The organism is Methyloceanibacter stevinii (assembly GCF_001723355.1).
Classification (GTDB): Bacteria; Pseudomonadota; Alphaproteobacteria; order Rhizobiales; family Methyloligellaceae; genus Methyloceanibacter; species Methyloceanibacter stevinii.
The window spans coordinates 1-23,889 of the sequence record NZ_LPWE01000004.1; the positions used below are offsets into that span (position 1 = coordinate 1).

At 61.9% G+C, this 23,889-nt stretch carries 24 protein-coding genes and 2 pseudogenes; 11 read left to right on the forward strand and 15 right to left on the reverse strand.

Annotation, left to right across the window (positions count from 1 at the left end):
• Positions 1 to 250 precede the first annotated feature (250 nt).
• Complete coding sequence (locus AUC70_RS02430; RefSeq protein ID WP_069443438.1) at positions 251 to 1,030, forward strand: ABC transporter ATP-binding protein; 780 nt, start codon at positions 251 to 253, stop codon at positions 1,028 to 1,030.
• On the forward strand, positions 1,027 to 1,842 hold the full coding sequence (locus AUC70_RS02435) for an ABC transporter permease (RefSeq protein WP_069443439.1): 816 nt from the start codon (positions 1,027 to 1,029) through the stop codon (positions 1,840 to 1,842). The genes AUC70_RS02430 and AUC70_RS02435 overlap by 4 nt, the downstream gene beginning before the upstream one ends.
• Before the next feature lie 366 nt (positions 1,843 to 2,208).
• Here AUC70_RS02435 and AUC70_RS17720 read toward each other — a convergent pair.
• The 5 genes and pseudogenes from AUC70_RS17720 to AUC70_RS02455 form a co-directional block, all read right to left on the reverse strand.
• Positions 2,209 to 2,499 (reverse strand): annotated as a pseudogene (locus AUC70_RS17720) (ATP-binding cassette domain-containing protein); the annotation flags it as partial.
• A 91-nt stretch (positions 2,500 to 2,590) separates the two neighbouring features.
• A complete protein-coding gene (locus AUC70_RS02440) occupies positions 2,591 to 3,325 on the reverse strand; it encodes an ABC transporter permease (protein WP_069443440.1) in 735 nt (244 codons plus the stop codon).
• Between the two features lie 59 nt (positions 3,326 to 3,384).
• Entirely contained in the window at positions 3,385 to 4,374 is a 990-nt protein-coding gene (locus AUC70_RS02445) for an ABC transporter substrate-binding protein (protein ID WP_069443441.1), read from the reverse strand.
• A gap of 304 nt (positions 4,375 to 4,678) precedes the next feature.
• Positions 4,679 to 5,365 (reverse strand): response regulator transcription factor, encoded by a 687-nt coding sequence (locus AUC70_RS02450; RefSeq protein ID WP_069443442.1) that lies wholly within the window; start codon positions 5,363 to 5,365, stop codon positions 4,679 to 4,681.
• Positions 5,362 to 6,957 (reverse strand): sensor histidine kinase, encoded by a 1,596-nt coding sequence (locus AUC70_RS02455; RefSeq protein ID WP_069443443.1) that lies wholly within the window; start codon positions 6,955 to 6,957, stop codon positions 5,362 to 5,364. The genes AUC70_RS02450 and AUC70_RS02455 overlap by 4 nt, the downstream gene beginning before the upstream one ends.
• 319 nt (positions 6,958 to 7,276) lie before the next feature.
• On the opposite strand from AUC70_RS02455, the gene AUC70_RS02460 reads away from it, so the two are divergent.
• Both AUC70_RS02460 and AUC70_RS02465 read left to right on the forward strand, forming a co-directional pair.
• On the forward strand, positions 7,277 to 8,092 hold the full coding sequence (locus AUC70_RS02460; protein WP_141701910.1) for a hypothetical protein: 816 nt from the start codon (positions 7,277 to 7,279) through the stop codon (positions 8,090 to 8,092).
• Positions 8,092 to 8,940 carry a hypothetical protein gene (locus AUC70_RS02465; protein WP_069443445.1) on the forward strand — a complete coding sequence of 283 codons (849 nt, stop codon included), beginning with the start codon at positions 8,092 to 8,094 and terminating at the stop codon, positions 8,938 to 8,940. The genes AUC70_RS02460 and AUC70_RS02465 overlap by 1 nt, the downstream gene beginning before the upstream one ends.
• 18 nt (positions 8,941 to 8,958) lie before the next feature.
• Here the strand turns inward: AUC70_RS02465 and AUC70_RS02470 are convergent, their stop codons facing one another.
• The 4 genes and pseudogenes from AUC70_RS02470 to AUC70_RS02485 form a co-directional block, all read right to left on the reverse strand.
• Entirely contained in the window at positions 8,959 to 9,732 is a 774-nt protein-coding gene (locus AUC70_RS02470; protein ID WP_069443446.1) for an energy transducer TonB family protein, read from the reverse strand.
• 19 nt (positions 9,733 to 9,751) lie between these two features.
• Positions 9,752 to 10,198: an ExbD/TolR family protein gene (locus AUC70_RS02475; RefSeq protein ID WP_069443447.1), complete on the reverse strand. Its 447-nt coding sequence runs from the start codon at positions 10,196 to 10,198 to the stop codon at positions 9,752 to 9,754.
• A gap of 199 nt (positions 10,199 to 10,397) precedes the next feature.
• A pseudogene (locus AUC70_RS15995) lies at positions 10,398 to 10,847 on the reverse strand (MotA/TolQ/ExbB proton channel family protein); the annotation flags it as partial.
• A gap of 77 nt (positions 10,848 to 10,924) precedes the next feature.
• A complete protein-coding gene (locus AUC70_RS02485) occupies positions 10,925 to 11,425 on the reverse strand; it encodes a hypothetical protein (RefSeq protein WP_244505467.1) in 501 nt (166 codons plus the stop codon).
• Between the two features lie 402 nt (positions 11,426 to 11,827).
• Between AUC70_RS02485 and AUC70_RS02490 the strand changes: the two genes are divergently transcribed.
• The 7 genes from AUC70_RS02490 to pqqB all read left to right on the forward strand — a co-directional run bounded on the left by AUC70_RS02490 (position 11,828) and on the right by pqqB (position 20,297).
• Positions 11,828 to 12,946 (forward strand): TonB-dependent receptor plug domain-containing protein, encoded by a 1,119-nt coding sequence (locus AUC70_RS02490; RefSeq protein ID WP_083241184.1) that lies wholly within the window; start codon positions 11,828 to 11,830, stop codon positions 12,944 to 12,946.
• Positions 12,930 to 14,630, forward strand: a complete 1,701-nt coding sequence (locus AUC70_RS18495) for a TonB-dependent receptor domain-containing protein (protein ID WP_069443450.1) — start codon at positions 12,930 to 12,932, stop codon at positions 14,628 to 14,630. The genes AUC70_RS02490 and AUC70_RS18495 overlap by 17 nt, the downstream gene beginning before the upstream one ends.
• 551 nt (positions 14,631 to 15,181) lie before the next feature.
• Positions 15,182 to 16,213, forward strand: coding sequence for a TonB-dependent receptor plug domain-containing protein (locus tag AUC70_RS17725; protein ID WP_158007333.1), 1,032 nt, complete (start codon positions 15,182 to 15,184; stop codon positions 16,211 to 16,213).
• 137 nt (positions 16,214 to 16,350) lie between these two features.
• Positions 16,351 to 17,898, forward strand: coding sequence for a TonB-dependent receptor domain-containing protein (locus AUC70_RS16980; protein WP_244505473.1), 1,548 nt, complete (start codon positions 16,351 to 16,353; stop codon positions 17,896 to 17,898).
• A 251-nt stretch (positions 17,899 to 18,149) separates the two neighbouring features.
• Positions 18,150 to 18,638, forward strand: a complete 489-nt coding sequence (locus tag AUC70_RS02510) for an SH3 domain-containing protein (protein ID WP_069443453.1) — start codon at positions 18,150 to 18,152, stop codon at positions 18,636 to 18,638.
• A gap of 252 nt (positions 18,639 to 18,890) precedes the next feature.
• Complete coding sequence (locus tag AUC70_RS02515; protein WP_244505468.1) at positions 18,891 to 19,133, forward strand: hypothetical protein; 243 nt, start codon at positions 18,891 to 18,893, stop codon at positions 19,131 to 19,133.
• 225 nt (positions 19,134 to 19,358) lie between these two features.
• Entirely contained in the window at positions 19,359 to 20,297 is a 939-nt protein-coding gene (gene pqqB / locus AUC70_RS02520) for a pyrroloquinoline quinone biosynthesis protein PqqB (RefSeq protein ID WP_069443455.1), read from the forward strand.
• A gap of 37 nt (positions 20,298 to 20,334) precedes the next feature.
• Here pqqB and AUC70_RS02525 read toward each other — a convergent pair whose 3' ends face one another.
• From AUC70_RS02525 to AUC70_RS18500, 6 genes are all read right to left on the reverse strand, one after another.
• Positions 20,335 to 20,601, reverse strand: a complete 267-nt coding sequence (locus AUC70_RS02525) for a hypothetical protein (RefSeq protein ID WP_141701912.1) — start codon at positions 20,599 to 20,601, stop codon at positions 20,335 to 20,337.
• Between the two features lie 72 nt (positions 20,602 to 20,673).
• Complete coding sequence (locus AUC70_RS02530; RefSeq protein WP_069443457.1) at positions 20,674 to 21,672, reverse strand: CHAD domain-containing protein; 999 nt, start codon at positions 21,670 to 21,672, stop codon at positions 20,674 to 20,676.
• 65 nt (positions 21,673 to 21,737) lie between these two features.
• Positions 21,738 to 22,376, reverse strand: a complete 639-nt coding sequence (locus tag AUC70_RS02535; protein ID WP_069443564.1) for a thiamine phosphate synthase — start codon at positions 22,374 to 22,376, stop codon at positions 21,738 to 21,740.
• Positions 22,377 to 22,386: 10 nt separating this feature from the next.
• Positions 22,387 to 23,175 carry a thiazole synthase gene (locus AUC70_RS02540; RefSeq protein WP_069443458.1) on the reverse strand — a complete coding sequence of 263 codons (789 nt, stop codon included), beginning with the start codon at positions 23,173 to 23,175 and terminating at the stop codon, positions 22,387 to 22,389.
• Positions 23,176 to 23,216: 41 nt separating this feature from the next.
• Positions 23,217 to 23,414, reverse strand: a complete 198-nt coding sequence (gene thiS, locus AUC70_RS02545) for a sulfur carrier protein ThiS (RefSeq protein ID WP_069443459.1) — start codon at positions 23,412 to 23,414, stop codon at positions 23,217 to 23,219.
• Complete coding sequence (locus tag AUC70_RS18500) at positions 23,392 to 23,838, reverse strand: FAD-dependent oxidoreductase (protein ID WP_342021945.1); 447 nt, start codon at positions 23,836 to 23,838, stop codon at positions 23,392 to 23,394. The genes thiS and AUC70_RS18500 overlap by 23 nt, the downstream gene beginning before the upstream one ends.
• Positions 23,839 to 23,889: the final 51 nt, after the last annotated feature.

Below are 23,889 nucleotides of genomic sequence, written 5' to 3' on the forward strand. Positions count from 1 at the left end.
GACACTTACGGAAGCCGCCCCTCGGGGCGGCTTCTTTTTTGCCTGAGACAATCCCAGCCGTTTTCCCCAGCCGCGAGATCACGCCGACGAGAGGCTTTTGCCGTCTATGCGTAGGAGAAGCACTGGCCCACGCTCGTATCCGGCGGGATGCTTGTGAAAGGCGGGGCCAGAGGCTATTTCTCATCTGAGGAAACGAACGAGGAGCGAAGCCCGAACAGGAACCGCAAGAGTTCCGAGGGGATGGAGGAGCATGGCAGAATCAGTCTCCGGCGCTGCCGGAACGCCGGAGCCGGTGCTATCGGTTCAGAACGTGTCCTACTGGTACGGCGCCAAACAGGCGCTGGATGACGTCAGTTTCGACGTCTATCCGGGACGGGTGACGGCTCTCTTGGGGCCGAACGGCGCCGGCAAGTCCACGCTCTTCTCGCTCATCACGCGTTTGTTCGACGCGCCAACCGGTCGGATCGAGATCGACGGACGGGCGGCGGCCGAGTGGGGCTTCAAGATCTTGGCGCCGCTGGGGGTCGTCTTCCAGCAACCGACCCTCGATCTGGATTTATCCGTGCGTCAGAACCTTCGCTACTTCGCCTCTCTGCGCGGATTGGGCCGGAAGGAAGCTGATGAGCGCATGGAGAAGGCCCTGTCCTCGCTCGACATGGCCGAACGCATCGGGGAGAAGGTGCGGGCGCTGAACGGCGGCCACCGGCGCCGCGTCGAGATCGCGCGGGCGCTGCTTCACAGTCCTAAATTGCTTCTTCTCGACGAGCCCACGATCGGCCTCGACGACCCGACGCGCGACGCCATTGTGCGCCATATTCATAAGCTCGCGGTATCGGACAATATCGGCGTTCTGTGGGCCACGCATTTGTTCGACGAGGTGGAGAGCGACGATGCTCTCGTCGTCATCAACAAGGGGCGCGTGGTGGCGCTCGGGGACGTGGCCGGCATCGAGAAAGAGACGGGATCCACTAGTCTGGCGGAGGCTTTCCGGCGTCTCACCGGGGATCGCGTGGAGGAGGTCGCCGTATGACCCTGATGCACTACACCCGCGCCTTCGGCGGCATCGTTTGGCGTGAGCTCCTGCGGTTCCTGCAGCAGCGGGAGCGGTTCCTCGCGGCGCTCGTCCGGCCCCTGATCTGGCTGATCATCTTTGCGGCGGGCTTCCGGGCGGCACTCGGGATTTCGATCATTCCGCCTTATGAGACCTACATCACGTACGACGTGTACATCACGCCCGGCCTTCTGGCGATGATCCAGCTCTTCCAGGGGATGCAGAGTTCCCTGTCGATGGTGTACGACCGCGAGATGGGCTCGATGCGGGTGCTGTTGACCACGCCTTTGCCGCGCTGGTTCTTGCTTATCGCACGGCTGTTCGCCGGTGTCCTGGTGTCCCTGTTCCAGGTCTACACGTTCTTGGCCGTGGCCTATCTGTTCGGCGTGGAGTTGCCCCCGTTAGGGTATCTGTTGGCACTGCCGGCCTTGATCCTCACCGGCATGATGTTCGGCGCGCTTGGGATGCTCCTCTCTTCGACCATCAAGCAGCTCGAGAACTTCGCCGGGATCATGAACTTCGTCATCTTCCCGATGTTCTTCGCCTCCTCGGCGCTCTATCCGCTTTGGAAGATGCAGGAGGGCAGCTGGATCCTCTACGAGATCTGCTACTACAACCCCTTCACCTGGGCCGTGGAACTGATCCGGTTCGCGTTCTATCAGAAGATGAACTGGGAGGCCCTGGCGGTGGTGGCGGTTTGCACGGTCGTGTTCCTGGGGCTGTCGGTGTGGGCCTACGACCCCTCGCGCGGTATCCAGCAGCGCAAAGCGACGGCTCCTGCCGGAGGCTAGCTGCGGCCCGGCGCAAATGTCTCCATCCCGGCGAGAGCTACATTTCGGAGAAATTGGCCGGGAAGCGTTTGGAAATGTCGGCGAGCAGAGCTCGATCATGGCCGGGTCGCGCTCGTCCCGCGGCACGTCGATTGTCTCGACCGCGAGCACATGAGTGGGCCGCGGCGCCATGACCACGAGCTTGTCGGCAAGCTGCAATGCCTCGCGCGGGTTGTGCGTGACCATCACGGCCGTCGTGGGCCGGGCGGACCAAACCTCCAGCATCAGGCGCCGGAGCCGGTCAGCGGTTCGCTCATCGAGTGAGACGAACGGTTCGTCCAGCAAGAGCAGATCCGGCTCAGTCGAAAAAGCCCGGGCGAGGGCCGCGCGGCGGGCGAGCCCCAGCGAGAGTTCCTGCGGATAGCGGGACAGCATCTCGGCGACGCCCACCGCCTCGGCCAGATTTTCGAGATCCTTCGTGGTGAAACCGGGCGCGGCGACGAGCTCGATGTTCTGCCGCACGGTTCGCCACGGCAGGAGGCGCGGCTCCTGAAACATGAAGCCCAGCCGCGCGTGCGGTGGCATGTCGATTTCGCCGGTGAACGCGTCGTCGAGCCCGGCCACAATGCGCAGCAACGTGGTCTTGCCGCAGCCCGAGGGGCCCATGAGCACGGTCATGCTCTCGGGCTCCAGATCGAGCGACAAGTCGCTGATCGCCGTCAGCCGCGTGCCGTCAGCTCCGATATGGGTCTTTTCCTCGATGCGGATCTTAAACTGGCTTGTTCCGCCAGCGTGTCGTGTATCTTTCAAGGGGCTGTACCAGTAGATATTCGATCGTGAGCATGACGGCCACGAAGGCAAGCGTGTAGCCGAGGATGGCCGTAACGTTGAAAAGTTGAAAGTTCAGATGCAGCTCGAAGCCGACCCCGTTTGGGCGTCCCAGTAGTTCGACCACGAGAACGATCTTCCAAAATAAGCGAGAGCCCGTCCGGGAGGCCGTGGCGAAATAGGGCTGGAGCTGCGGCAGGGTCACATTCCGGAACTTGCTCCATGGCGTCAGACGGTAGGCCCGGGCCATTTCATCGAGACCGGGGTCGAGGGCCCGCGCGCCTTCGCGCAGCGTCACGATGACGTTCGGAATTTTGTTGAGCGCGACAGCCCCGATGGCGGCCGCTTCGTTCAGTCCGAACCAGACATAGGCCAAGATGATGATCACAAGAGCCGGTAAATTGAGAAGCACGATCAGCCACGGATCCAGCACCCGGTTTACGGCGGGCAGTTCGCCCATGAGCAGACCGATGATGCTGCCAATGGCCATGGCCACGACGAAGGCCGCGATCACGCGCCAAAGCGTGATGCCGAGCTGGAAGATGAGGTCGCCGTGCAGCGACTCCTCGATCACATAGTTCAGGACCTCGACCGGTCCCGGCAGCAGCCGGCTCTGGGCCACATGGGCGGCGATGAACCACACCAGTACGAAGGCGGCCACAGATAGGATCGACATCCATGGCCCGCGCATATACCAGGAGGCTTGGCGCACCCCGGGCTGTAGCTCCACCGTGGTCACTGCGTGGATCCGTGCCAGAAGGTTCCGGGAGCCAGTTCCGTCCCCTTGCCGACCAATTTAGTGCCGCCCAGCTCGCGCAGGAACTGATACAGGATCTTCGCGTCGGCCTCTTCCGAGGTGAGTTCCCGCTCGGGGATACCTTCACGGAAACGGCGCCGCAGCGCTTCGAAAGTGGCTTCGTCGAAACTGGGATCGTTCGCGCTCATGACCGGCTTCAGACGCTCCCATTCAGCATCCGAGGTCGCCAGTAGCTCGTTGGCTTTTTCCGCGGCGCGAATGAATCCATCGATCGCCAATGGGTTCTGTTCGGCCCAATCGGCATTGAACACATAGCCGAGCATGGCCACCTCGCCTTTGGCGCCCAGTTCCCGGACCACGTCCTCGAGTCCGATGAGCTGGGTGAAGCCGACCGCTTCCAGGCGGGCGGCATAGGGCCAGAAGTTCAGTACGGCGTCGATCTGACCCTGTTTCGCTCGCGCGGCCAGAAGCGGCGGCGCGCCGAATTCCTGCGTGGTTTCGGTCCGAAGGTCGATATTGGCCGTCCGCAGTGCGTAGGCGACGATCAGGAGCCAGCTCTTGTCGAGCGGGCCGCCCGCGACGCCGAGCGTCTTCCCCTTGAGATCGGCCAGCGTCTTGATGGGCGAGTCCGGCGGGACCATGATCGCGCCGAGCGCCGTCGAGAACGGGACCAGGGTGAAGTCACCGCCGCTGGTCCGCTCCCGGGAAACCCAGAGCCAATCGGTCACGACGACATCGAGCGAACCGCCCTGAAGGCCGACGGCGGTCGCCTGCGTGCTGGCGAGCGGGACGACTTCAAGCTTGATCCCTTCGGCCTTGTCGAAGCCGTTGGCTTGGATCGTATCCATGACCCAATTGACGGTGCCGAATTTCAGGACACCGACTTTGATCGGGGCGGCGTTCTCCGCTCGAGCTGGAAGGCAGCTCACGAAGGCGAGGCACAATAATGCTAGCAGGCGTAGGCGCAACGGGTCTCCTCCAAGTGTGGGTCTCCTCCAAGCGTCGGTCTGTTCCAGGTTCTCTTGAGAGGAGGCCAGGCGTTGCGCACCCTGGGCAACAGTCGCGGACAGGTACGCGGAGCCGAGACCTGCTGGTAAGGCCTGGAATCGTTATGGCGCGTCGTCGGCGAGTGGCGCGGCTTAATCTACAAGATGCGCCGCCCCGTGCAAGGTTCCATTGTCAGACCGCCAGTTATGCCCTTGGAATTGCCAAAAGTCTTATAGATGTTGCCAATAAGAGGGCTGATGCCTGGTCCTTCCCGAGCCGGGTCCGTCAGCCCGCCGCCGCCGGCTTCAAGCGGTAGCCGTGCCCCCGCACGGTTTCGATCAGCGGGTCCCGGCCCTTGGTGTCGATCTTGCGCCGGAGCCGGGCGATGTAGACGTCCACCACGTTGGTCAAAGGGTCCTCGCTGTACCCCCACACCTGGTTGAGAATGCGCGTCCGCGAGAAGACGCGCCCCGGCGAACTCATCAGCAGCTCGATGATCGCCAGTTCCTTGGCGGTTAGCTTGATCGCTTCGCCGCCGCGCTTCACCTCCAGCAATTCGCGGTCGAGTTCCAAATCGCCGACCGTCAGGCACGTTGGAACTCGGTTTGAAGCGTGGGAGCGCCGCACGAGCGCTTCCATCCGGACCAGCAGCTCATCGAAGTCGAAGGGCTTGGTGAGATAGTCGTCGGCGCCGAGCTTGATGCCTTTGATCTTGTCCTCGATGGCGTCCATCGCAGTCAGCATCAGGATGGGTGTGTGCTGACCTTCCTGGCGCAGTCGCTGGCACACGTCGTAACCGTGCATATCCGGGAGCATGAGATCGAGCACGATCACATCGAAGTCGCCGGTCTTCGCAAGGTCGATGCCGTCGCCGCCGTTCTCCGCGACGGTAACGCCATGGTTCTCCGCGCGCAGGCCCCGGTCGATGAAATCGGCGACGCGCGGTTCGTCTTCCACCAAGAGCACGTTCACGCTTGGCTCCCTCCCACCTTTTCCGGCAAGCTTACCAGAATAATCGTTCCTTCCCCGACCTTACTTTCTACCTCGATCTTTCCGCCATGGGCTTGCACGATGGCGCGGGCCACGGGCAGGCCGAGCCCCAAGCCTTCCTCGTTGGCCTCGGCGGCGTTTCCCGCCCGCCGGAAGCGCTCGAAGATGTTTTCCATGTCTTCTTGTGGAATGCCGACGCCTTGGTCGGCGACTTTGATCGCGACGGTGCCGTTCTCACGCGACAGTCCGACGTCCACCTTTCCCTTGGCATTGGAGTAGCGGACGGCGTTGTCGAGGACGATCAGCAGTAACTGCCGCAGCCTCGCCGGATCGCCGTCGATCACCTCGTGAGGGGTATCGTTTGCGAACTCGATCCCCACGTCCTTGTTCATGGCGATGATCTTGGCGTCTCCCACAACGCTTTCGACAAGCTCCGTGAGGTCGACGGGCTTGATCTTCAGCTTGGCCGCACCGGCGCCTTGCCGGGCGATGAACAGAAGGTCGCCCACCAGGACGGAAAGATGCTTCGCCTGTTCCACGATGCGCTCGATGGAATGTTTGTATTCCGGAATGCGCTTGTTGCGGCCGCGCAAGGCGATCTCGCCTTCACCGCGAATGACCGTTAGCGGGGTGCGCAGTTCATGGCTGATGTCGGCGAAAAAGGCGCGGCGCGTTTCGTCGATCTTCCGCAGCGAGTCGTTTGCGAGGCGTAGTTCCTCGGTGCGCTCCTCGACGATCGATTCCAGATTGTCGCGTGCATCCTGCAGCGCCTTCTGATGGTCTTGGAGATCGGCAGCCATGCTGTTGAAGCTGCGCCCGAGCTCGGCGAACTCGTCCTTGCCCCTGACGGCGATGCGGTAGGAGAGGTCGCCCTCGGCGAGTTTCCGCGTCCCGTCCAGGAGGGCGGCCAGAGGCGCGCGCAAGCCGCGGATCAGTAGGAACGCGAGAGCCAGCGTGATGAGCACGGCAAGGGCGGCGTGAATTGTGCTGATCCGTTCCAGGCGGGTCAGGAGCTGAGTCGCGGCGGCATCGATCCTGAGCACTTCGGCTGTTTCATCGGCCACGGCGACTTCGATCAGCTCGTTGAGCTCGCTGTCAATCCCGCCCCGGAGAAGGTCGACCAGATTCTGCCAAGCGATGTCGGGGCGCCCGCGGCTTCTCAGTTGCTCGACTTTTGAGAGCTGGTCCAGAACGTGCCGATACTCTTTTCGGATCGCCTCCAGCCTATGAACTTCGGCGATTTCGGCACGGCCCTCTTCCTCGCCAACGATCGCCAGTTCCCGGCGCGACAGATCTTCGAGCGCCGAGAGGTCCGACTCGATGACCTTCTTCAGATACGCTTCGCCCAGGGGACGGTCGGACAACCCGGTGAGAAGCGTATCGGTCCAGGCCTTGAAGAGCTGCTGGCTATGACGCGAGAGCTGAAGCTGCCGTTCCAGTTGCTCATGCGCGATGCGCGACCGGATCAGGTAGCGATGCGACTGCGCAACGCCCCAATAGGAGAACGCAGCCGCCGATAGCGACATGGCGAGCAAGAGACAGGCTGCGATGAGAAGCTTGGTGCGATAACGCATCAGATGCAAAGCGCTCCTTGGTAGCCGCGTCGAGGCGCTTCCGGGCGCACTTTTCGTCTGGGTCGCGGTCAACTCCCTCCGCCGAACGGGGCGGCCTGTTACCTATACTGCATTTTCGCATGATTGACGGGCAGTTCGACCGTCGGCCGCGACCTTCCCGCGCTCGCGCCGCCGATACGCGCATTGCAACGTCGTTGCCATACTATCCCGTATCTAAAGACTAAAATGGCATCTCTAGCATTGCCTTTTTACCTCTCTTTCGTGGATATTGGGCAAAAGGGCGGGCAAACCGCCTGAGGCATGTGTTGGGGGGGAGCGCGTGTTTACGTCGGGATTTCCAGAAAGCCCGTGCAGCGGGGGACGGTCGGTTTTTGCGGCCGTCTGCGGCGGCATCGCGGCGAGCGTCTTGCTCCCCGCCGCCGTTGCCTTCGCCGAATTCGAAATTCCGGAAGTGGATGCCGAGAAGGGTGCCTTCGAGGCCGAGTATCGCGGTGCCAAACATTGGGGCTTGCCGCCGAGCGACGATGACGACGACCGCGAGGCACTGCGTCAGAGCCACGAAATCGAACTCCAATACGGGCTGACGGACTGGTGGATGCTGCGTCTCACACCGAATGTCGAGCGCGTACCCGGCAAGTCCGCCGAGTTCTCGTCCCTGGGCGTGGAAACGCAGTTCGTGCTCGTGCCGCGCAACGATGGCGAGTTTGGCCTGGCGGTCATGGCCGGCTATGGGCCTTACTCACTCTTCGTCGAAGACAATACGCCCGACGAATTCGAGTTCGGTCCGGTGATGGAGGTTGCTCCCGGACCTTGGCTTCTCACCCTCAATCCCCGGCTCGCGACGGACGTCGGTGAAGACGCCGAGCACGACGGGCTTGGTTTCGAATACGCCGCGCAGCTTCGCTATCAATTCACGGAGCGCCTGGGCGCTGCGGTTCTCGGCTTCGGAGAGATCGAGGAACTCGCCCACACAGGCCCGTTCGAGTCGCAGACGCACGTGCTTGGTCCGAGCCTCTACGTGTTTTCCGCGCCCGATGCAGAAAGAGAATGGCTCCTCGGCGCCGGCATGCTGTTCGGCCTCACCGAAGCATCGGCCAAATCCGCCGTGCGCATAACCCTCGCGGTGGAGTTCTAATGGCCTCGTTCTCCACACGCACCATCGCAATCACGGCGATCCTTGTCGGATCGATCGGTCCTGCGCTCGCAGAGTTCGAGATCCAAGAATCCACCATCGACCCCGGCGAGACACAGCTCCAATACCGTGGTGCGTGGCACACTGGTCTGCCGCCGGTCAGTGACGTCGAGGACATCAGCATCTTGCCGGATACCGAAGAAGCGCCTCTGCGCCAAAGCCACGACTTCGAGATTCAATACAGCCCAACCACATATTGGCTGGTGGCGCTAACCCAGGTCCTCGATGAGCCGATTGACGACAATGGCGCTGATCTCAATGCGATCGAGTTCGAAACCCAGTTCGAACTCATTACGCGTGAAGGCGATGGGCTGGGCCTCTCGATTCAAGGGGGTACGGAGCAACCCGTGTTCGAGGCGCGGGATGAAACCGATCCGGAGATCGCTTTCGGTCCGATCGTCGAACTTTCGAAGTCGAACTATACGCTGGTGCTGAACCCGCTGTTCTTTCGCGTGATCGGTGACAAGAACGATCAGGAAGGTTTCGGGTTCGAATATGGCTGGCAAGCGCGCAAGGAGCTGTTCGGTGAGCGCCTATGGCTTGCGGTCGAGATGTTCGGGGAGATCGAGGACATGTCGAATGCGGGGCCGTTCAACGAGCAGCAGCACAGCATCGGGCCGGCCTTCTACTATACGTTCGGTAAGGAGGATGACTTCGTCGGCGACGACGACCTCTACGACGTCGACCGCAAAAGCAAGGAGTTCACGGTGAGCCTCGGCGCGCAATTCGGGCTTACCGACGCAACATCCGACGTCGCCGTGAAAGTCTTCATCGGATACGAGTTCGACTGAGCGCGGATCTGGACGACGTCAGCGGACGGTGAAGCGGAACGGTACAGACACCGAGATTGTCTCCTCGCCGACATCCGAGGGAATCGCCGGGAACGGCGCTGCGCTTGCGATCGACTCAAGCGCCGCGTTGTCGAGTTCCTTGTAGCCGGAGCTCTTGACGATCTTATGCGTCACGAGCTCGCCATCCGATTTGACGGTGAGGCGCACCACGGCGGTCCCGACGCGCGTCGTACGCGGGTTGATTTTCGCATGTTCCAGATGCACCCGAAGTTTGCCGAGATAGACTCTGTGCGCGGTGGCGCTACCGCCGGTCTTTTCCTCGCCTGAGCTTTCACGCATCGCAATGACGGTCTGCTGCACGACGGTGGCCACCTGCTGCGGAAGAGGCTGTTCCTTCACCTCGACCTCAGGCTCCTTCTCAACCAGTTCCTCGGTCGGCTCGAGCAATTCGTTTTCGGGTCCCGTATCTGAGGTGAGCAAGGTGTCTTCAACAGGCTCGACCTCCGGAACGTCTTCCACCGGGATCTCTTCCTGCTGCTCAACCGCTTCGACCTGCTCCAACGGCTGCGCTGCTGCACTCATCACGGGCGGCGCCTCGACGGCCTGAACCGAGACCGCATCTTCACCGAGCTTGGCGAAGCCCTCGATCGCAATGCCCTGCTCGACGACCATGATGTCGCTTCCCGAGCCTTCTTCGAAGGCGGCGCCGCCGGATTCGGGAAGCAGGATGGCGAGCAGAAAGGCGGCGTGAACGCCGATAGACACCAACCATGCAATGACATTGAGCGGCATGACTGCTCCGCTTGGTGCCCTAATGGCCCGCGGCTTCGGCGGCCTTCGGCTGGGATAGCAGCGAGACGCGCGAATAACCACTTGAGCCGACACGGCCGAGGATTTCCATCACCTCGCCATAGGGACGGTTCTTGTCGCCACGCACGTAAACCACGGTGTCGCCCTCGGTTGCCCGAAGCGCCTCGAGCCGTGGCACCAGCGTGTCGACGGTGACCTGTTCCTCGCGGATGTAGACGAGACCATCCGAGTCCAGGGAGACGATCATCGGCTTCTTGGGCTGGCTGACCTTCGCGGCGGATGTCTTCGGCAACTCGACCGGCACGCCGGCGACCAGCAGCGGCGCGGTGATCATGAAGATGATCAGGAGGACCAGCATCACGTCGACCATGGGCGTGATGTTGATTTCCGAGATCGGGCGATATCCGCCTTCCTCGGCGCCCCCACCATTGCCGACGGACATACCCATTACGAAGCTTCCCTGCACGTAGCGGTTCGACGTTGTCGCCGCGCGCGCGTTGCGCCTGGGCGTCGCCTTCGTCCTCGGTCAAGTCGCGGGCAATCTCGATGATCGCGTCATTACCCTTGGCGAAAGCGCGGCCGAGTGCGACGGAGATCTGGTTGTAGGCGACGACCGCGGGAATGGCCGCAGCGAGACCGATTGCCGTCACGATGAGGGCTTCGGCGATGCCGGGGGCCACCACCGCGAGGCTGGTGTCCTTCTGCGTCGCGATGGCGGTGAAGCTGTTGACGATGCCCCAAACGGTGCCGAACAGACCGACGAACGGTGCGGCCGAGCCGACAGTCGCCAAGAACGGCAGGCCGACTTCCACCTTCTGAATTTCCGATTTGAGAGCGTGCCGAAGGGCGTTCTCCACCCGAAACCGGCGTTCGATCGGCGTATCGTCGAAATCAGCCGCAAGTTCGGCTTCACCGGCCTCGAGCACCTTGCGGGAAAACCCGCCGCGATCGGCACTCGACCGGCTCTTGGCCAGGCGGCGGATGCCGCCTTTCAGCCAGTTCACCCGTACGATCTTCTCGAAGATGATTGCCCAGCACGCCACGGAAGCGAGGACGAGAAGCAGGATCACGCCCTTGACCACCGGGTCCGCCTGCATGAGCAGCCCCCAGACACTGTAGTCGTGACTGGTAGCAGCAGTTACGATTTCCTGTTCCACTTCCACGGTGCCAAGTCCTATTTGTTAAGTGCGTTGTCGGTCCTGCTCGAAACAGCAAGATCCTCGAGGCAGTCGGCCACATCTTCCGATCCGGCTTTGCACTCCATCACATCGTTGATCAAGAAACTTCCAACATCGTCGCAGGACGTATTGGCCACGTCGAAGAGCTTCACGGTCCGCTTCTTCCCCTTGAGCGGGGCGAGTTCCACGGCGAAACGCTGGTCGATGATGCCGTCCGGACGGAAGAGGATGAGGTCGAGTTTGAGCGCCTCGTAGGTCTTGTCGCCCTTGTTGTCGATGACGAAGTAGGCGCGGCAATCGGAGCCTTTCGGCTCGAGCTTGTTCAGCTCGATGGCGACGCTGCCTCCGTCGCCTTGCTCGGCCGCAGCGACGGCGTCTTCCTCAGCCGCAACGACGGGCGGCCGGACGAGCACGACGGCGGCGACAGCCAAAGCCGCCACGAAGACTCTTTGGATGAAACCGGCGCCGTGCCGGTTCTCGCGATTCGAAAAAAGCACAAATACCTCCCATACCGAGCCTGCTTCAAGGATCAGGTTTCGGTTGCCTAAAGGCGTTCCGACGGCGTTCGCCGCTCCCTTATTATGTTCCTCGATTTTGGCTGAGGGTACGCGTGAGGCCGCCAGCAAGTTCTGGGGCGTCCCGACACTTGGACCGACATCCAAACCAAAGACTAGTTAGTAGGTCCTCCGAGAGTACCAGAATTTATTTACCGTGGCGGCCCAGGGCATTCAAGCGTGTTACCTGCGGACGATTTGGCAAGTGCATTGCCAGATGTTCCATATCTTGATGCCAAGATGCTTAAAGGCTTTCGGGTAGATTGGCCTAGCCCCCAATGCTAAATTTTCATTAATGGAAAATGGAACCTAGGCAACTAGGAACGCCTGTGGGGGGCTTTGAATATGAGGACCAGGGTGTGCGGGGGCGCACTGGCGCTTGGAATCTGTGTAATTGCGCCAGCTGAAGCAATAAGTCAAACCACTGAAAATGAAGCTGTTTCCGAAGAGTCCGCGCCGTCGGTAACGACGCCGGCCGCTGGTGGAGAGCCCCCGGCGGCGGATGGGATCGAGGGCGACGTCCCGGCCGTCGAGATCATTCAACCAGCAGCGGAACCGGAGCAGCCGCCGGAACCGGTGCAGGCCGAAGCCGAGCCGGAACCACGGCCCCGTCCGGTTTCTCGTCCGGCACCGCAGCCGGTTGTGACCGCGCCGGAGCCGGTCGCGTACGAGCCGCCGCCTGCTGAAGCCTTCGAGCCCATCGAGCCGGAACTGTTCTTCCCATCGCTGATCACGCAGCAGCAGCCGGGCTATTACGGACCGGTCGGCGGCGAGGCCAGCTTCGAGCGCTCTTGGAACGGGGTTCAGTCGCCGATCAACCCGAACAATGGGATCGCGCCTGGGAACCTGCAGGATTTCTCGGAAGCCGGCAGCCGCGTGACGCGCCAGCAGATCAACGAGCAGGACCCACTCAGCACCAACGACATCCTGCAGCGCGTGCCTGGTCTTACAATCGTCAACGACGACGGTATCGGCAATCAGGGCGGTATCGGCATCCGCGGATCCAATCCGCGGCGGTCGCGCAAGATCCTCGTCATGGAGGACGGCCAGTCCATCAATATGAGCCTCTATATCGATCCGTCCGTGCACTACGTGCCGCCGCCGGATCGTATCGAGGCCGTCGAAGTGATCAAAGGCTCGATCATCTACGCCCCGAACAATAATTTCGGCGCCGTCAACTTCCGCAACCTGCAGCCCTTTGGCCCCGACGAATTCGTGATGTCGGGGGAAGGCGGCGCTGTCGCGCTTAACGGGGCCGGCGGCGATGGTGGTGCGGGCAAATGGCACGTTCACAACCGGAAGACCTGGGAGAACTGGGGAACGGTTGTGTCCTATACGGGCGCGACGTCAAGGCACCTGGGATACGGAGCGTCTGACCTACAACGACTTCTATGCCGCCGTCGGCTGGAAGGATACCAACGCGGACTTTGTGTTCTCCGGGTCCTATATGCGTCAGCGCGATAAATACGATGAAGGCAATCTAGAGTTCGAAGAAGACGAGGACGGCGAAGAGGAGGAGGGCGATCTCGAAGAGGATGAGGAACTCGAGGAAGAGGAAGAGACCGTGTTCCGTTCCGATACGGTCGAGCAGGCCTTCTTCAGAGAGATCAAGCACTGCAAGAGCTGCTTCAACCCGGGTTCACGCTTCAGCAACTACAACGCCGATCCGTTCCGGCTTCAGGGCACGCTGAACTATTACTTCGACGAGGACACCAGCTCGAACACGCGGGTCTACTATTACCACCACCGCCGCGATCGCTATCAGAATTTCGAAGGCGCCGATCCCTCGCAGGCTGAAGGCAATTTTGCGCCGCTGTTGCTCGGCGACGATGTGATCATCCCCGAAGGGGTGATGCTCGGGCGCTTGCGGACCTACCAGCACGTCGGTGGCGAGCAGCGTTTCGAATTGGCCAACCGCGAATTGCTCGCGGGGCTGAGCCAGGATCTCCAGCTTGGGGCACGGTTCGAGCACCACACCTTCGCCAACCGCAATTTCTTCGGCCGTCAGGGTGAAATCCTGGAGGACGGCGACAAAAATGGCCTCACGGTCTTTGACAGTGAGCACGAGGCCGACGCTGTTTCCGCCTACGCGCAGACGGTGATCCACGCGACTCCGGCAATCGATATCGTTCCCGGCATTCGCTTCGAGCATATCAGCTCGAAGGTTCGCCAGCTCTCCTCGAGTGAGGAAGAGGGCGAGGGCGAGCGCGAACTTGAGGAATGCGAGATCGACGGGGAGGATTTCTTCAATGAAGGCGAATGCGTTGTCTTCGAGATCAACCCCAACGACCAGAACTTCAGCTACGACAAGACGTACTGGCTGCCTGGTATTTCGTTCTCCTGGGGCCTGTTCGGCAAACAAGTCGTTCCGGTGTCGGCCGACAAGTCTCTTCAGGAACTCGAGACCGTCTATCACACCACGATGTATGGCGGTTACAACCGCGGCGTGACGATCCCCGTGCAACGCGAGGGACCCTTCCCGCCGAAAGACGAGCTTGGCGACAACTTCCAGCTCGGCGTGCGGTCAACCGGCGTCAAGGGCGTCACACTCGACGTGGCCGGCTTCTTCAAGTCCATCGAGAACTACCAGATCCGTGGTTCTTCGACGACGACGTCGGGACTCAACGTCTACACCAACATCGATCAGGTCGAGATCAGCGGTGTGGAAATGTATGGTCGCCTCGACTCGCGGCCCTTCACCGGGTGGAACCTCAATCCTTACGCCGAAGCGACTTTCACCTATTCGAACGGTGAGATCACCGACGGCGTCTTGCCGGGCGGCGAGAGCATCGTCGGGAACCGCATTCCGTTCGCGCCGCGCGAGGTCGCTTACCTGACCACCGGCATCGAGAGCACGGCCGGGTGGAACGCGAGCGTCAGCTTCGTGTACCGGGGCGAGTTCTACACCGACGAGGAGAACACACCCTTCGCGGGCGATCCCAGCGGCGAGGACGGTTTGGTGCCGAGTGTCTGGCTCCTCAACGCACGGGCCAACTACACGATCCCGACAGACGTCTTCGGCAGTGAGATGGTCGTGTTCGTGTCTGGTGAGAACCTGACGGACGAGCTCTACATCACCGACCGTGAGGACGGCATAAAGCCGGGCCTCGGCCGGTCGCTCATGGCGGGCGCAAGGGTGAAGTGGTAGGTCGCTCCAGCGACCAACCCTAAGGCTTCATCAGCAACAAGGCGGCGCCAAGTGCGCCGCCTTGTTTTTTCGGGTACGACGTGCCGCCTGTGTGATTTGCGCCACAAACACACAAATACGAGGCTTCGGCGGAAGTCGCCCAAATGCCGAACGTCCATGCCAACTACAGATTTCTTCCAAAAGTCTCGGGAAGAAATCCAATGACCAATGGTCAATGTTGAGGGGCTAAGTCCCTGAGTTTTGCAGAAGCGCGTCGAAATCGCGCGCGATGCCCCGTTCATGGCCCTCACTGTAGTCTCATCATCGGGAAGAACTTCCCGCCTGTTTTTGGATAGCCCCGTTAAGCGTCCTCTTACAAGGTTGTGACGGGGCGAAATCAGGGCATGGGGGATTCGCACGGGGACTTCTGGACGATCGACCGCCACGTTTCCACGATGGGGTCGAGGTTTCGTGGCATCCGTAGCTTCCCACAGTCCAAACACAAAATGCCCCGTCAGGGAGAATGCAGTCTTCGCCTCGCGGAGACTCACGATAGAGGACTGGGGGAAAGAATGCCTTCACGCGTGTTTTGGGGTGCACTTGCAGTGGGCAGTGCGGCCTTCCTGCCATACGAGGCAGTAGGTCAGACTGCTGAAAACGAGCCCGTTTCGGAACAGGCCGCGCCGTCCGCAACGACGCCGTCGGCTGGTGGGGAGCCCCCAACGGGCCAAGAGACCGAGGGTGACGTGCCGGCCGTCGAGGTCATTCAGCCCCAGGCCGAACCCGAGCAGCCTCCCGTCCAGGCCGAACGCGAGCCGGCACCACGGCCCCGTCCCGTTTCACGTCCGGCGCCGCAGCCGGTGGTGACCGCGCCGGAGCCGGTGGCGTATGAGCCGCCCCCGGAGCCTGCGTTCCAGCCCATCGAGCCCGAGGCCGTTCTGCCGAACCTGGTCACGCAACCTGCACCCGAATACTACGGACCGCCTGGAGGGCTGGGGAGCTTTGAGCGTTCCGTGAACTCCGCGCAATCGCCGATCGTGCCGACACAAGGCATCATCCCGGGCAATCTGCAGGATTTCTCGAGCGCTGCCAGCCGTGTGACCCGCGAGAAGATCAACGAGCAGGATCCGCTGACGACCAACGAAATCCTGTCGACCGTTCCCGGCGTGGCGATCATCAACGATGACGGCTTGGGCCGGCACGGCGGCATCAGCATTCGCGGCACGCCAGCACGCCGTTCGCGCAAAGTGCTGGTCATGGAAGACGGACGGTCGATCAATCAGAGCCTTTGGCTCGATCCTTCGACGCATTACACGCCGCCCACGGAGCGTCTCGAATCCGTCGAGGTGTTGCGCGGCACGGTCCTCACCTACGGCCCGAACAACAACTCGGGCGTGGTGAACTTCCGCAACCTTCAGCCTTCGGCGCGAACGAGTCCCAGGTTTCGTTCCAAACCGGCGGGGTCTCGGTGGAAGGTCCTGGCGTCGACAATGGCGATGCGAGCAAGTGGCATGCGCATACGCGGCACTCGACCGACGATTGGGGCATCGTGCTGTCCTACACCGGTGCTAGCGGCCAGGGTGCATGGAACACCGAGCGGCTGAGCTACAACGACTTCTATGGTGCAATCGGCTGGAAGGGTGAGAATTCCGACTTCACGTTCTCGACCGTCTACTTCGCCCAGCGCGACCAGTACGACGAGTCGAACCTGGAAGGAGAGGACGAGGATCCGCCCGGACAGGTGGAGAGCCTCCTCCTGAATAACTACAAGCACTGTAAGACGTGCTTTAATCCAGCCTCCGGGCTCAACGAGTACAATGCCGACCTGTGGCTCTTCCAGGGTATCTACAATTACTATCTGGACCAGGACACGACCATTTCGGCACGCGCCTACGGGCAGCTCCTCAAGCGGTATCGCTATTTCAACGTTGAGGGCGAGAACCCGCTCGCAGCGGAGACCAGCTTCAATCCCTTCATCGATGGAGACGAAGTCTTCATTCCCGAAGGCGTCATGGAGGGGCGTCTGCGCGAGTATGACAACTTCGGTACCGAGCTGCGTACCGAACTCGCAAACCGGCCGTTCCTATTCGGCATGGCTCAAAACCTGCAGATGGGTGTCCGGTACGAATACAATAGCTTCACCGACCAGAACATTCTCGGTCAGCAGGGGCGCATTCTGGATGGTTTCGATACGAACGGCCTGACGTTCTTCCATCGGAAGCACGAAGCCAACGCGGTGTCGGCCTTCGTTCAGACCGATATTTCCGTGAACGACAATCTGAACATCGTTCCGGGTGCACGGCTCGATCATTATCGCATCACGCGTAAGACCCTTGCGCTGCCAGGCGAGGACGACGAGGAGTTCGACGAGTGTCCGGGTGGCGCGTTCGGTGGCGAGGAATGCGTCGTCATCGAGGACTTCAGCGGCAACCAGTACACCGAGTCGTTCGACAAGACCCATGTCCTTCCCGGCATCGCCTTCGCCTACGGGTTTGGCCGGCAGGACGCTCCGATGACTCTCGGTTCGAAGTCGCTCGGTCCCGTCACGATGGAGAAGCCGACATTCGCCAACACCCTGTATGGTGGCTACCATCGCGGTCTGACCATGGGCGTGTTGCGCGAAGCCGCGTTCCCGCCAGGGGACGAGATCGGCAACAACTTCCAGCTTGGTGTGCGCTCGACGGCGGTGAAGGGCATCACCTTCGACGTCGCGGGGTTCCATCAGAACATCCAGGACTATCAAATCAAGGGTTCCACGACCGACGTGGCCGGCAACAACGTCTACTCGTTGATCAACGAGGTGCATGTGAATGGCTTCGAAGCTTATGGACGGCTCGACACGCGGCCATACACCGGCTGGACGTTGAATCCTTATCTGGAAGGCAGCTTCACGCTCGCCGACAACAAGATCCAGGATGGATACAACGAGGATGGCGAGTCGGTTGCGGGCAATTACGTGCCCGAAGTGCCTCGCGAGTTCGCATACCTGACGGTCGGTATTGAAAGCCTCAAAGGCTGGAATGCGAGCGTCAGCTGGACCTATCGCGGATCGTTTTACACCGATGAGAACAACACGCCGTTCGGCGGAGATCCCGAGGGTGAGAACGGCGAAGTTCCCAGCGTCTGGCTGCTCTCAGCCCGTGCAAACTACACGATCCCGAAAACCAATATGGCGGTGTTCGTGTCGGGTCAGAACCTTACCGACGAGCTGTACATCACCGACCGCGAGGACGGCGTCAAACCCGGCATCGGCCGCACGCTCATGGCTGGCGCACGGTTGAAGTGGTAGCCTCGCGGCGATAAGCGCAATCGATGAATGGCGGCTCGCGGAAATTCCGCGGGCCGCCATTTTCTTTGGAGTCTCCCCACCTCTTGAACGGTCCCAGCGGCGATTTCAAATAGCGGTGATCCGCTTGTGGCCGCGAAATTAGGTGCAGGGCATCGGCGAACGGTTGGATAATCGATCCGGCCCATGCGAAACTCGAACCTGCGGCCGCGACACTTTCTTGCTTTCGGGCGGACCCGCTGGAAGACGTCGCTATGATGACTTTCGAGACGCCTGTACCTCAGATCCTAAAACTGCTGTTTTCTGTGATGGCGTTTGCACTCGCTGTGTTGATCTATGCGCCGAGCGAGGCAACTGCGGCGAGTGCGGCCGCGAAACGGCCCGCAAGCATCCATGCCGCGCCGAACACCAAGGCGAAGGTTCTCGGTCTGATCGGCATTTCTCAGGTCGTCGAGGCCAAATCCTGCAAGAGCGGTTGGTGCCGCGTTGGGCCCGGTTACGTGAGGGCGAGTTCCTTACGCTTCTTCAAGGAGCGTGAAGGATACGAGAGCGCCTACGACTACAATGCGCCCTTGCCCCCGCCGAACTACGGCTACACACCGGGGTTCTGGGGCTTTGGCGGTAAGCGCTATTACGACCGGTTCGGCAACTATACGAAGTACGCCGTGCCCGGTTATCGCGGTCCTGTCGGTCCTCTCGAAGGGACCGTCGAGACGCGGCGCGGCCTGTTCGGCCGGCGCTAGCCTTCTCGTTCGGACGTCGATCTTGAGCGCCTGCGACATCTCGACAGGCCAGTCATCGTACATCCGCGCAGGCGACGGCAGCACTATTTCCTAGGCGTCTTTGCCAAATCTTCCCGTCTGTTTTGCCTCACGTTGGCAAGTTGGACCTTGTAACTTCCAACGCAGGAAACGCCGAGACAGGCAAAACGACGCGACAGATGTCGCGGACGAAACGCAAGCTAGTACGAAAGGCTGACTCATATGAAGAAGTTCATGATCGCTGCCGCTGCTCTCGCTTTTGTGGCAACGCCCGCTTTCGCCGACGACGATCCGACCGACGAAGAAGTTGCGAAGATCAAGGAAGTCATCGCAGCTTGGGGCTGTGAAGGCGGCTCCTACGAGAAGGAAACCGAGGCCACTGGTGTGTTCGAGGCCGAGGACGTGAAGTGCAAGGGCGGTCAGTACGACTTCCGCATGGACAAGGACTTCAAGGTCTTTGCGATCACGGTGGACTAACACTGGTCCCCCTCGTGGCGCGGATGGGCAAAAAAACGCTAAGGCCCGGCGCGGTTATCAGGGACATGAAAGGGGCGTGGACTTCGGGCCGCGCCCCTTTTTGCTGTCCTAATCGAGGCGAACGCCGCGTTTTCCATTAGCGCTGCGGAAGTTCTTCGTCGTTACAGATGAAGATCAAGAATGGACTTGACGGGCGACACCCGCAGACGCCATGCATGCGCTGCTATGCTCATCAAAGTTATCGGCGCTGGTGCAGGCGGCGGCCTGCCGCAATGGAACTGCAACGGCCGGAATTCGGCCGATGCGCGGTCGGGTCTTCCGACGGTCAAACCCCGCACGCAAGCCTCCGTGGCCGTCAGTGCGGACGGCAAGCAATGGGTCCTGTTGAACGCGGCGCCGGATTTGCGCCAGCAGATCAACGAGACGCCCGAACTTCAGCCCGATCCGAACGGTCCGCCGCGCAACAGCCCCATCAAGGCTGTCGTGTTGACGAATGGAGACGTGGACGCGGTCGCGGGCCTGTTGTGTTTGCGCGAGAGCCAGCCGCTGACGGTTTACGGCAGCGCGCGCGTGCTCGATGTGCTGGCCAGCAACAGCATCTTCGATGTTCTCAATCCCGATCTCGTCGCGCGGAAGACCATGGAACTGGGCTCGTCGTTCGCGGTCGAAGGGCCGGACGGCGCCGTGGGGCTGACGGTCGAAGCCTTTACGGTGCCGGGCAAGATCCCACTCTATCTCGAGGACGAGGAGAAGGGCACTGGCGGCAGCTTCGGTACCGAGGAGGGCGATACGCTCGGCCTCAAGGTGACCGAGGATGCGAGCGGCAAGTCGTTCTTTTTCATCCCGGGCTGCTCGGGCGTCGACGATACGTTGCGGTCGCGGCTTCAGGGCGCGGCGCTGCTGTTCTTCGACGGGACGCTCTACACGAACAACGAGATGATCGACCAGGGTCTCATGCAGAAGACGGGCGATCGCATCGGACATATGAATATGTCGGGTCCGAACGGGACGCTGGCGTTGATGGAGCCCCTCGGGATCGACCGCAAGATCTTCATCCACGTGAACAATTCCAACCCGGTCCTCCGGGAGGATTCGCCCGAGCGCGCTGCCGTGGAAGCGGCCGGCTGGACCGTCTCCTATGACGGTATGGAAGTCTCGCTCTAGGCCGGTTGTATGGCGCGGAACGCGTCGGCTTGGCGGGTCACATCCCGACGCATGTTCCGTAGAGGCCGCCGACGGCCAGGCACGTCCCGCCGATACCGCAATCACTGTCCTCAGAACAGAGATTCTTTTCCGGCGCGTCGAGGCTCAACGGCTCGCGGAGACCGCTATCGTAGTTCCCGCAATGTCCCGTCTTCTGGCCCGGACGCTTGAGGCATCGTTCCGACAGGGGACACTCCGCATCGAACGTGCAGGCGAGGGCGGTCTCCGCCACGATGACAAGTGCAGCCGTAAATAGGGCTCTCATGCATCCGTCTCCTTGCGCGAACACGACGGAAGCAATGTATCGCGACCTTGCGACGCCCCAATAAGTCCGGGCCTAGCTCTGTCCGCCGAATTTCGTCTGGTTCTTCAGGTCCGGTCTCGCGTCGTTGATCGCGATGACGTTGTCGTCCTGATGGGCTGGCGCAACCGGCTTCAGCGCGCCGACTGCGGCTGTCGTCCAATAGGCATGGATGCGGCCGGCAAAGGGCGCAGGCTTTTCGACGAAGAGCCGTTCGCCCCGGATCTTCGCGTCCTTGCGCAATTCCTTCAGACGTATCTTGCACCGTTTCAGGAATCCCGAAATGTCCTCGGGACTTCCGAACGCCATCGCTGGCGTCGTCGCCAGATGCATCAGATTGGCGATGTCGTGGTCGTCGCCCAGCGTTTGCGACAGGCCGCGGGCGGCCTCCGTCCGCGCGCCGAGTTCGGACGGCCAGCACGGCGTGAGCAGCTGCATGTGACGCCAGTGGCGCTGTACGCTCTTGCGCCAATCGTGGAGGATCTCCGGGTCTTTCGACCGAAAAGCCAATTTGAACTGCTCCCGGGCGCGGTAATAGCTGAGCCGCAGTCCCTTCGAGATGGGCGTGAAATCGTCGGGGTAGACGACGAGGCTGGCGAAGCGGGGCCGGAGCTCCAGCAGCATCTCCAGCGATTGTGAGGCGGAGCTTTGCTCCAAATTTTTCTCGGCCGCCTTGCGCCGTTCCCGCAGCCAGCTGCGCATCGCCTCGATAGGACCATCGCCGAGCCCCGGCTCGGTGTTGCGTTCCAGCGCATTCAGAGCATCGAAGAGGGCGTGCGCGTCGTGCGCGGCCGCCAGCCCCTTGCCGATGCGGGCGACGCGCGCATTCAGGCTGGCGAAGAGGGGATCGGGCAGGCCGGGCCGGGCCAAGACGAGCAGCGAACGCAGCCGTTTGAAGCACTTCCGGGCGCTATGGACCCCTTTATGGCGATCGGGCGGCGCGGCGAGCGATGTGTGTGCAAGATCCAGCTCGCCGAGCGCAACGGAACGCAAGGCCTCGCTAATGGGCAAGGCAGGATCAAGCTGGTAACTCATCGATTCCCCGCACGTATGAAACTTCGGTGACAATTTTTCCGGTGACCTCACCCAAAGGTCAAGGCTTATTGCCTACCTGCCCGTGTGTGCGGCGATAGGCGCCGCCTCCAGGGTTCCGTGATCTCGACCCACGTCTCCGCCCGCGCCTCGGGTTGCTCGTGCGTCACGATATCGGTGATCACCGCCAGGGTGTCCGCCCCTGCCTCGAGGACCCCGGCCGCACGATCGGGGGTCAGCCCGCCGATGGCGACGAGCGGACACGGTACCTTGGCCTTCCAGGCGGTCACGCGATCCAGGCCTTGCGGCGCCCAGGGCATTTTCTTCAGGAGTGTGGGGTAGACGGGCCCGAGCGCTACGTAGTCGGGGCCGGCGGCGAGCGCGATTCCGAGTTCCTCGTCGCTATGAGTGCTGATGCCGAGCTTCAGCCCCGCGTCCCGGATCGCGCCGAGGTCCGCGCCGGAAAGGTCTTCCTGGCCAAGATGGACGAAGTCGGCCCCGGCCTCGATGGCCTCGCGCCAATAGTCGTTCACGACGAGCTGGCAGCCCGCGTCTGCGCAGAGCCGGAGAGCCTCGCCGATCTCGGTTCGCACGATGTCGGCCGGCGCGTCCTTGATGCGGAGTTGCACCAGCTTCAGCCCTGCGGGCAGCAGTCGCTTGAGCCAGGCTGTGTCCGGCACGATCGGATAGAAAGGGTCGAGTTGGATCACGCTACGATCAGGACGCGTTGTCGATCTTGAAGAATGGGGTTCCGGCAATCGGCGTCGACGGTGTCGCCATGTCGCGCGGTTCCACGATTCCCGCCTCGTAGGCAAGGCGTCCGCCCTCGATCGCGCTGGCGAAGCCGCGCGCCATGGTCACGGGATCGCCCGCCTTCGCGACGGCGGTGTTCAGGAGAACGCCGTCGTAGCCCATTTCCATGACTTCAGCGGCATGGGACGCCGCGCCGAGACCTGCGTCGACGATCAGGGGCGTGTCGGGAAAATAGGCCCGCAGCGTCTTGAGCGCGGTCTTGTTGGCAAGCCCGCGGGCCGAGCCGATCGGAGACCCCCACGGCATCAGCACCTCGCAGCCCGCCGCGGCCAGGCGTTCGGCAACGCTTAGGTCCTCGGTGGTGTAGGGCAGTACGTCGAAGCCGTCGGCGTTGAGTTCGGCGGCGGCTTCCACGAGACCGAAGACTTCCGGCTGGAGCGTGTCGTCGTTGGCAATGACCTCGAGCTTGATCCAGTTCGTCCCAAACAGCTCGCGCGCCATCTGCGCGGTGGTGATCGCCTCCTTGGCCGTGTGGCAGCCGGCCGTGTTGGGAAGGACCCGGCACCCGAGCTCTTCGATCAGTCCCCAGAAGCCTTGGCCGGTCTTGGCGCGTGCGGACTCCCGGCGCAGAGAGACCGTGACGATCTCGGCGCCCGAAGCTTCCACGGCCTGGCGCAGCAGATCGGGCGAGGCATAGCCCGCCGTGCCGAGCAGCATCCGCGAGGAAAACTCTGTGCCGTAAAGTTCAAGCATCAGCAATCATGCCTTTGACGACCTATATCGGCCGCTCTGTCTCACCCACCCTGCCTTGGCGCGACGATCTCGATCTCGTCGGCCTCGGCGAGCCGGGTGCGCGCACGGGCGGTGGCGGCGACGAAGCTGCCATTGACCGCGGTCGCTATCTTCGCATCGGCGAAACCGAGCGTCTTGCAAAGTTCGTCGAGGCTGTTTGCGTCGGTCGTGAAATGCTCACCGTTGACCAAAATCTGCAATGAACACCTCCGGGTGGGTGACGCCGGTTTCCAGATAGTGCGCCACCATTTCGGCCATGACCGGCGAGAGCAAGAAGCCGTGCCGGTACAGTCCATTCACAAAGATATAGCCCGAACTCGTGATAATCCTAGGCCGGTTGTCCGGAAATGCCGGCCGGACGCCCGCGCCGAGGCTCAGAATTTCGGCCTCCCCGAAGGCTGGATCGAGCACATAGGCGGCGCTGAGAAGCTCCAAGGCCGACCGCAGGGTCACCGGGCCCCCGTCTTCGCGTTCAATCGATGTCGCGCCGAGCATGAACCTGTTGGCGCCCGTGTCGTCCTCGCCCCACGGCACAAGGTAGAGCGGAAAACGGGGGTGGAGCAGGCGGATAGACCGCTCGAAGGCGATGTCGGGGGAGCGGACCACGATCCGCTCGCCGCGCACCCCCGGAGGGTCGGCAGCATGTCCTGTGCGCCCAGCCCCCGGCAGTCGACG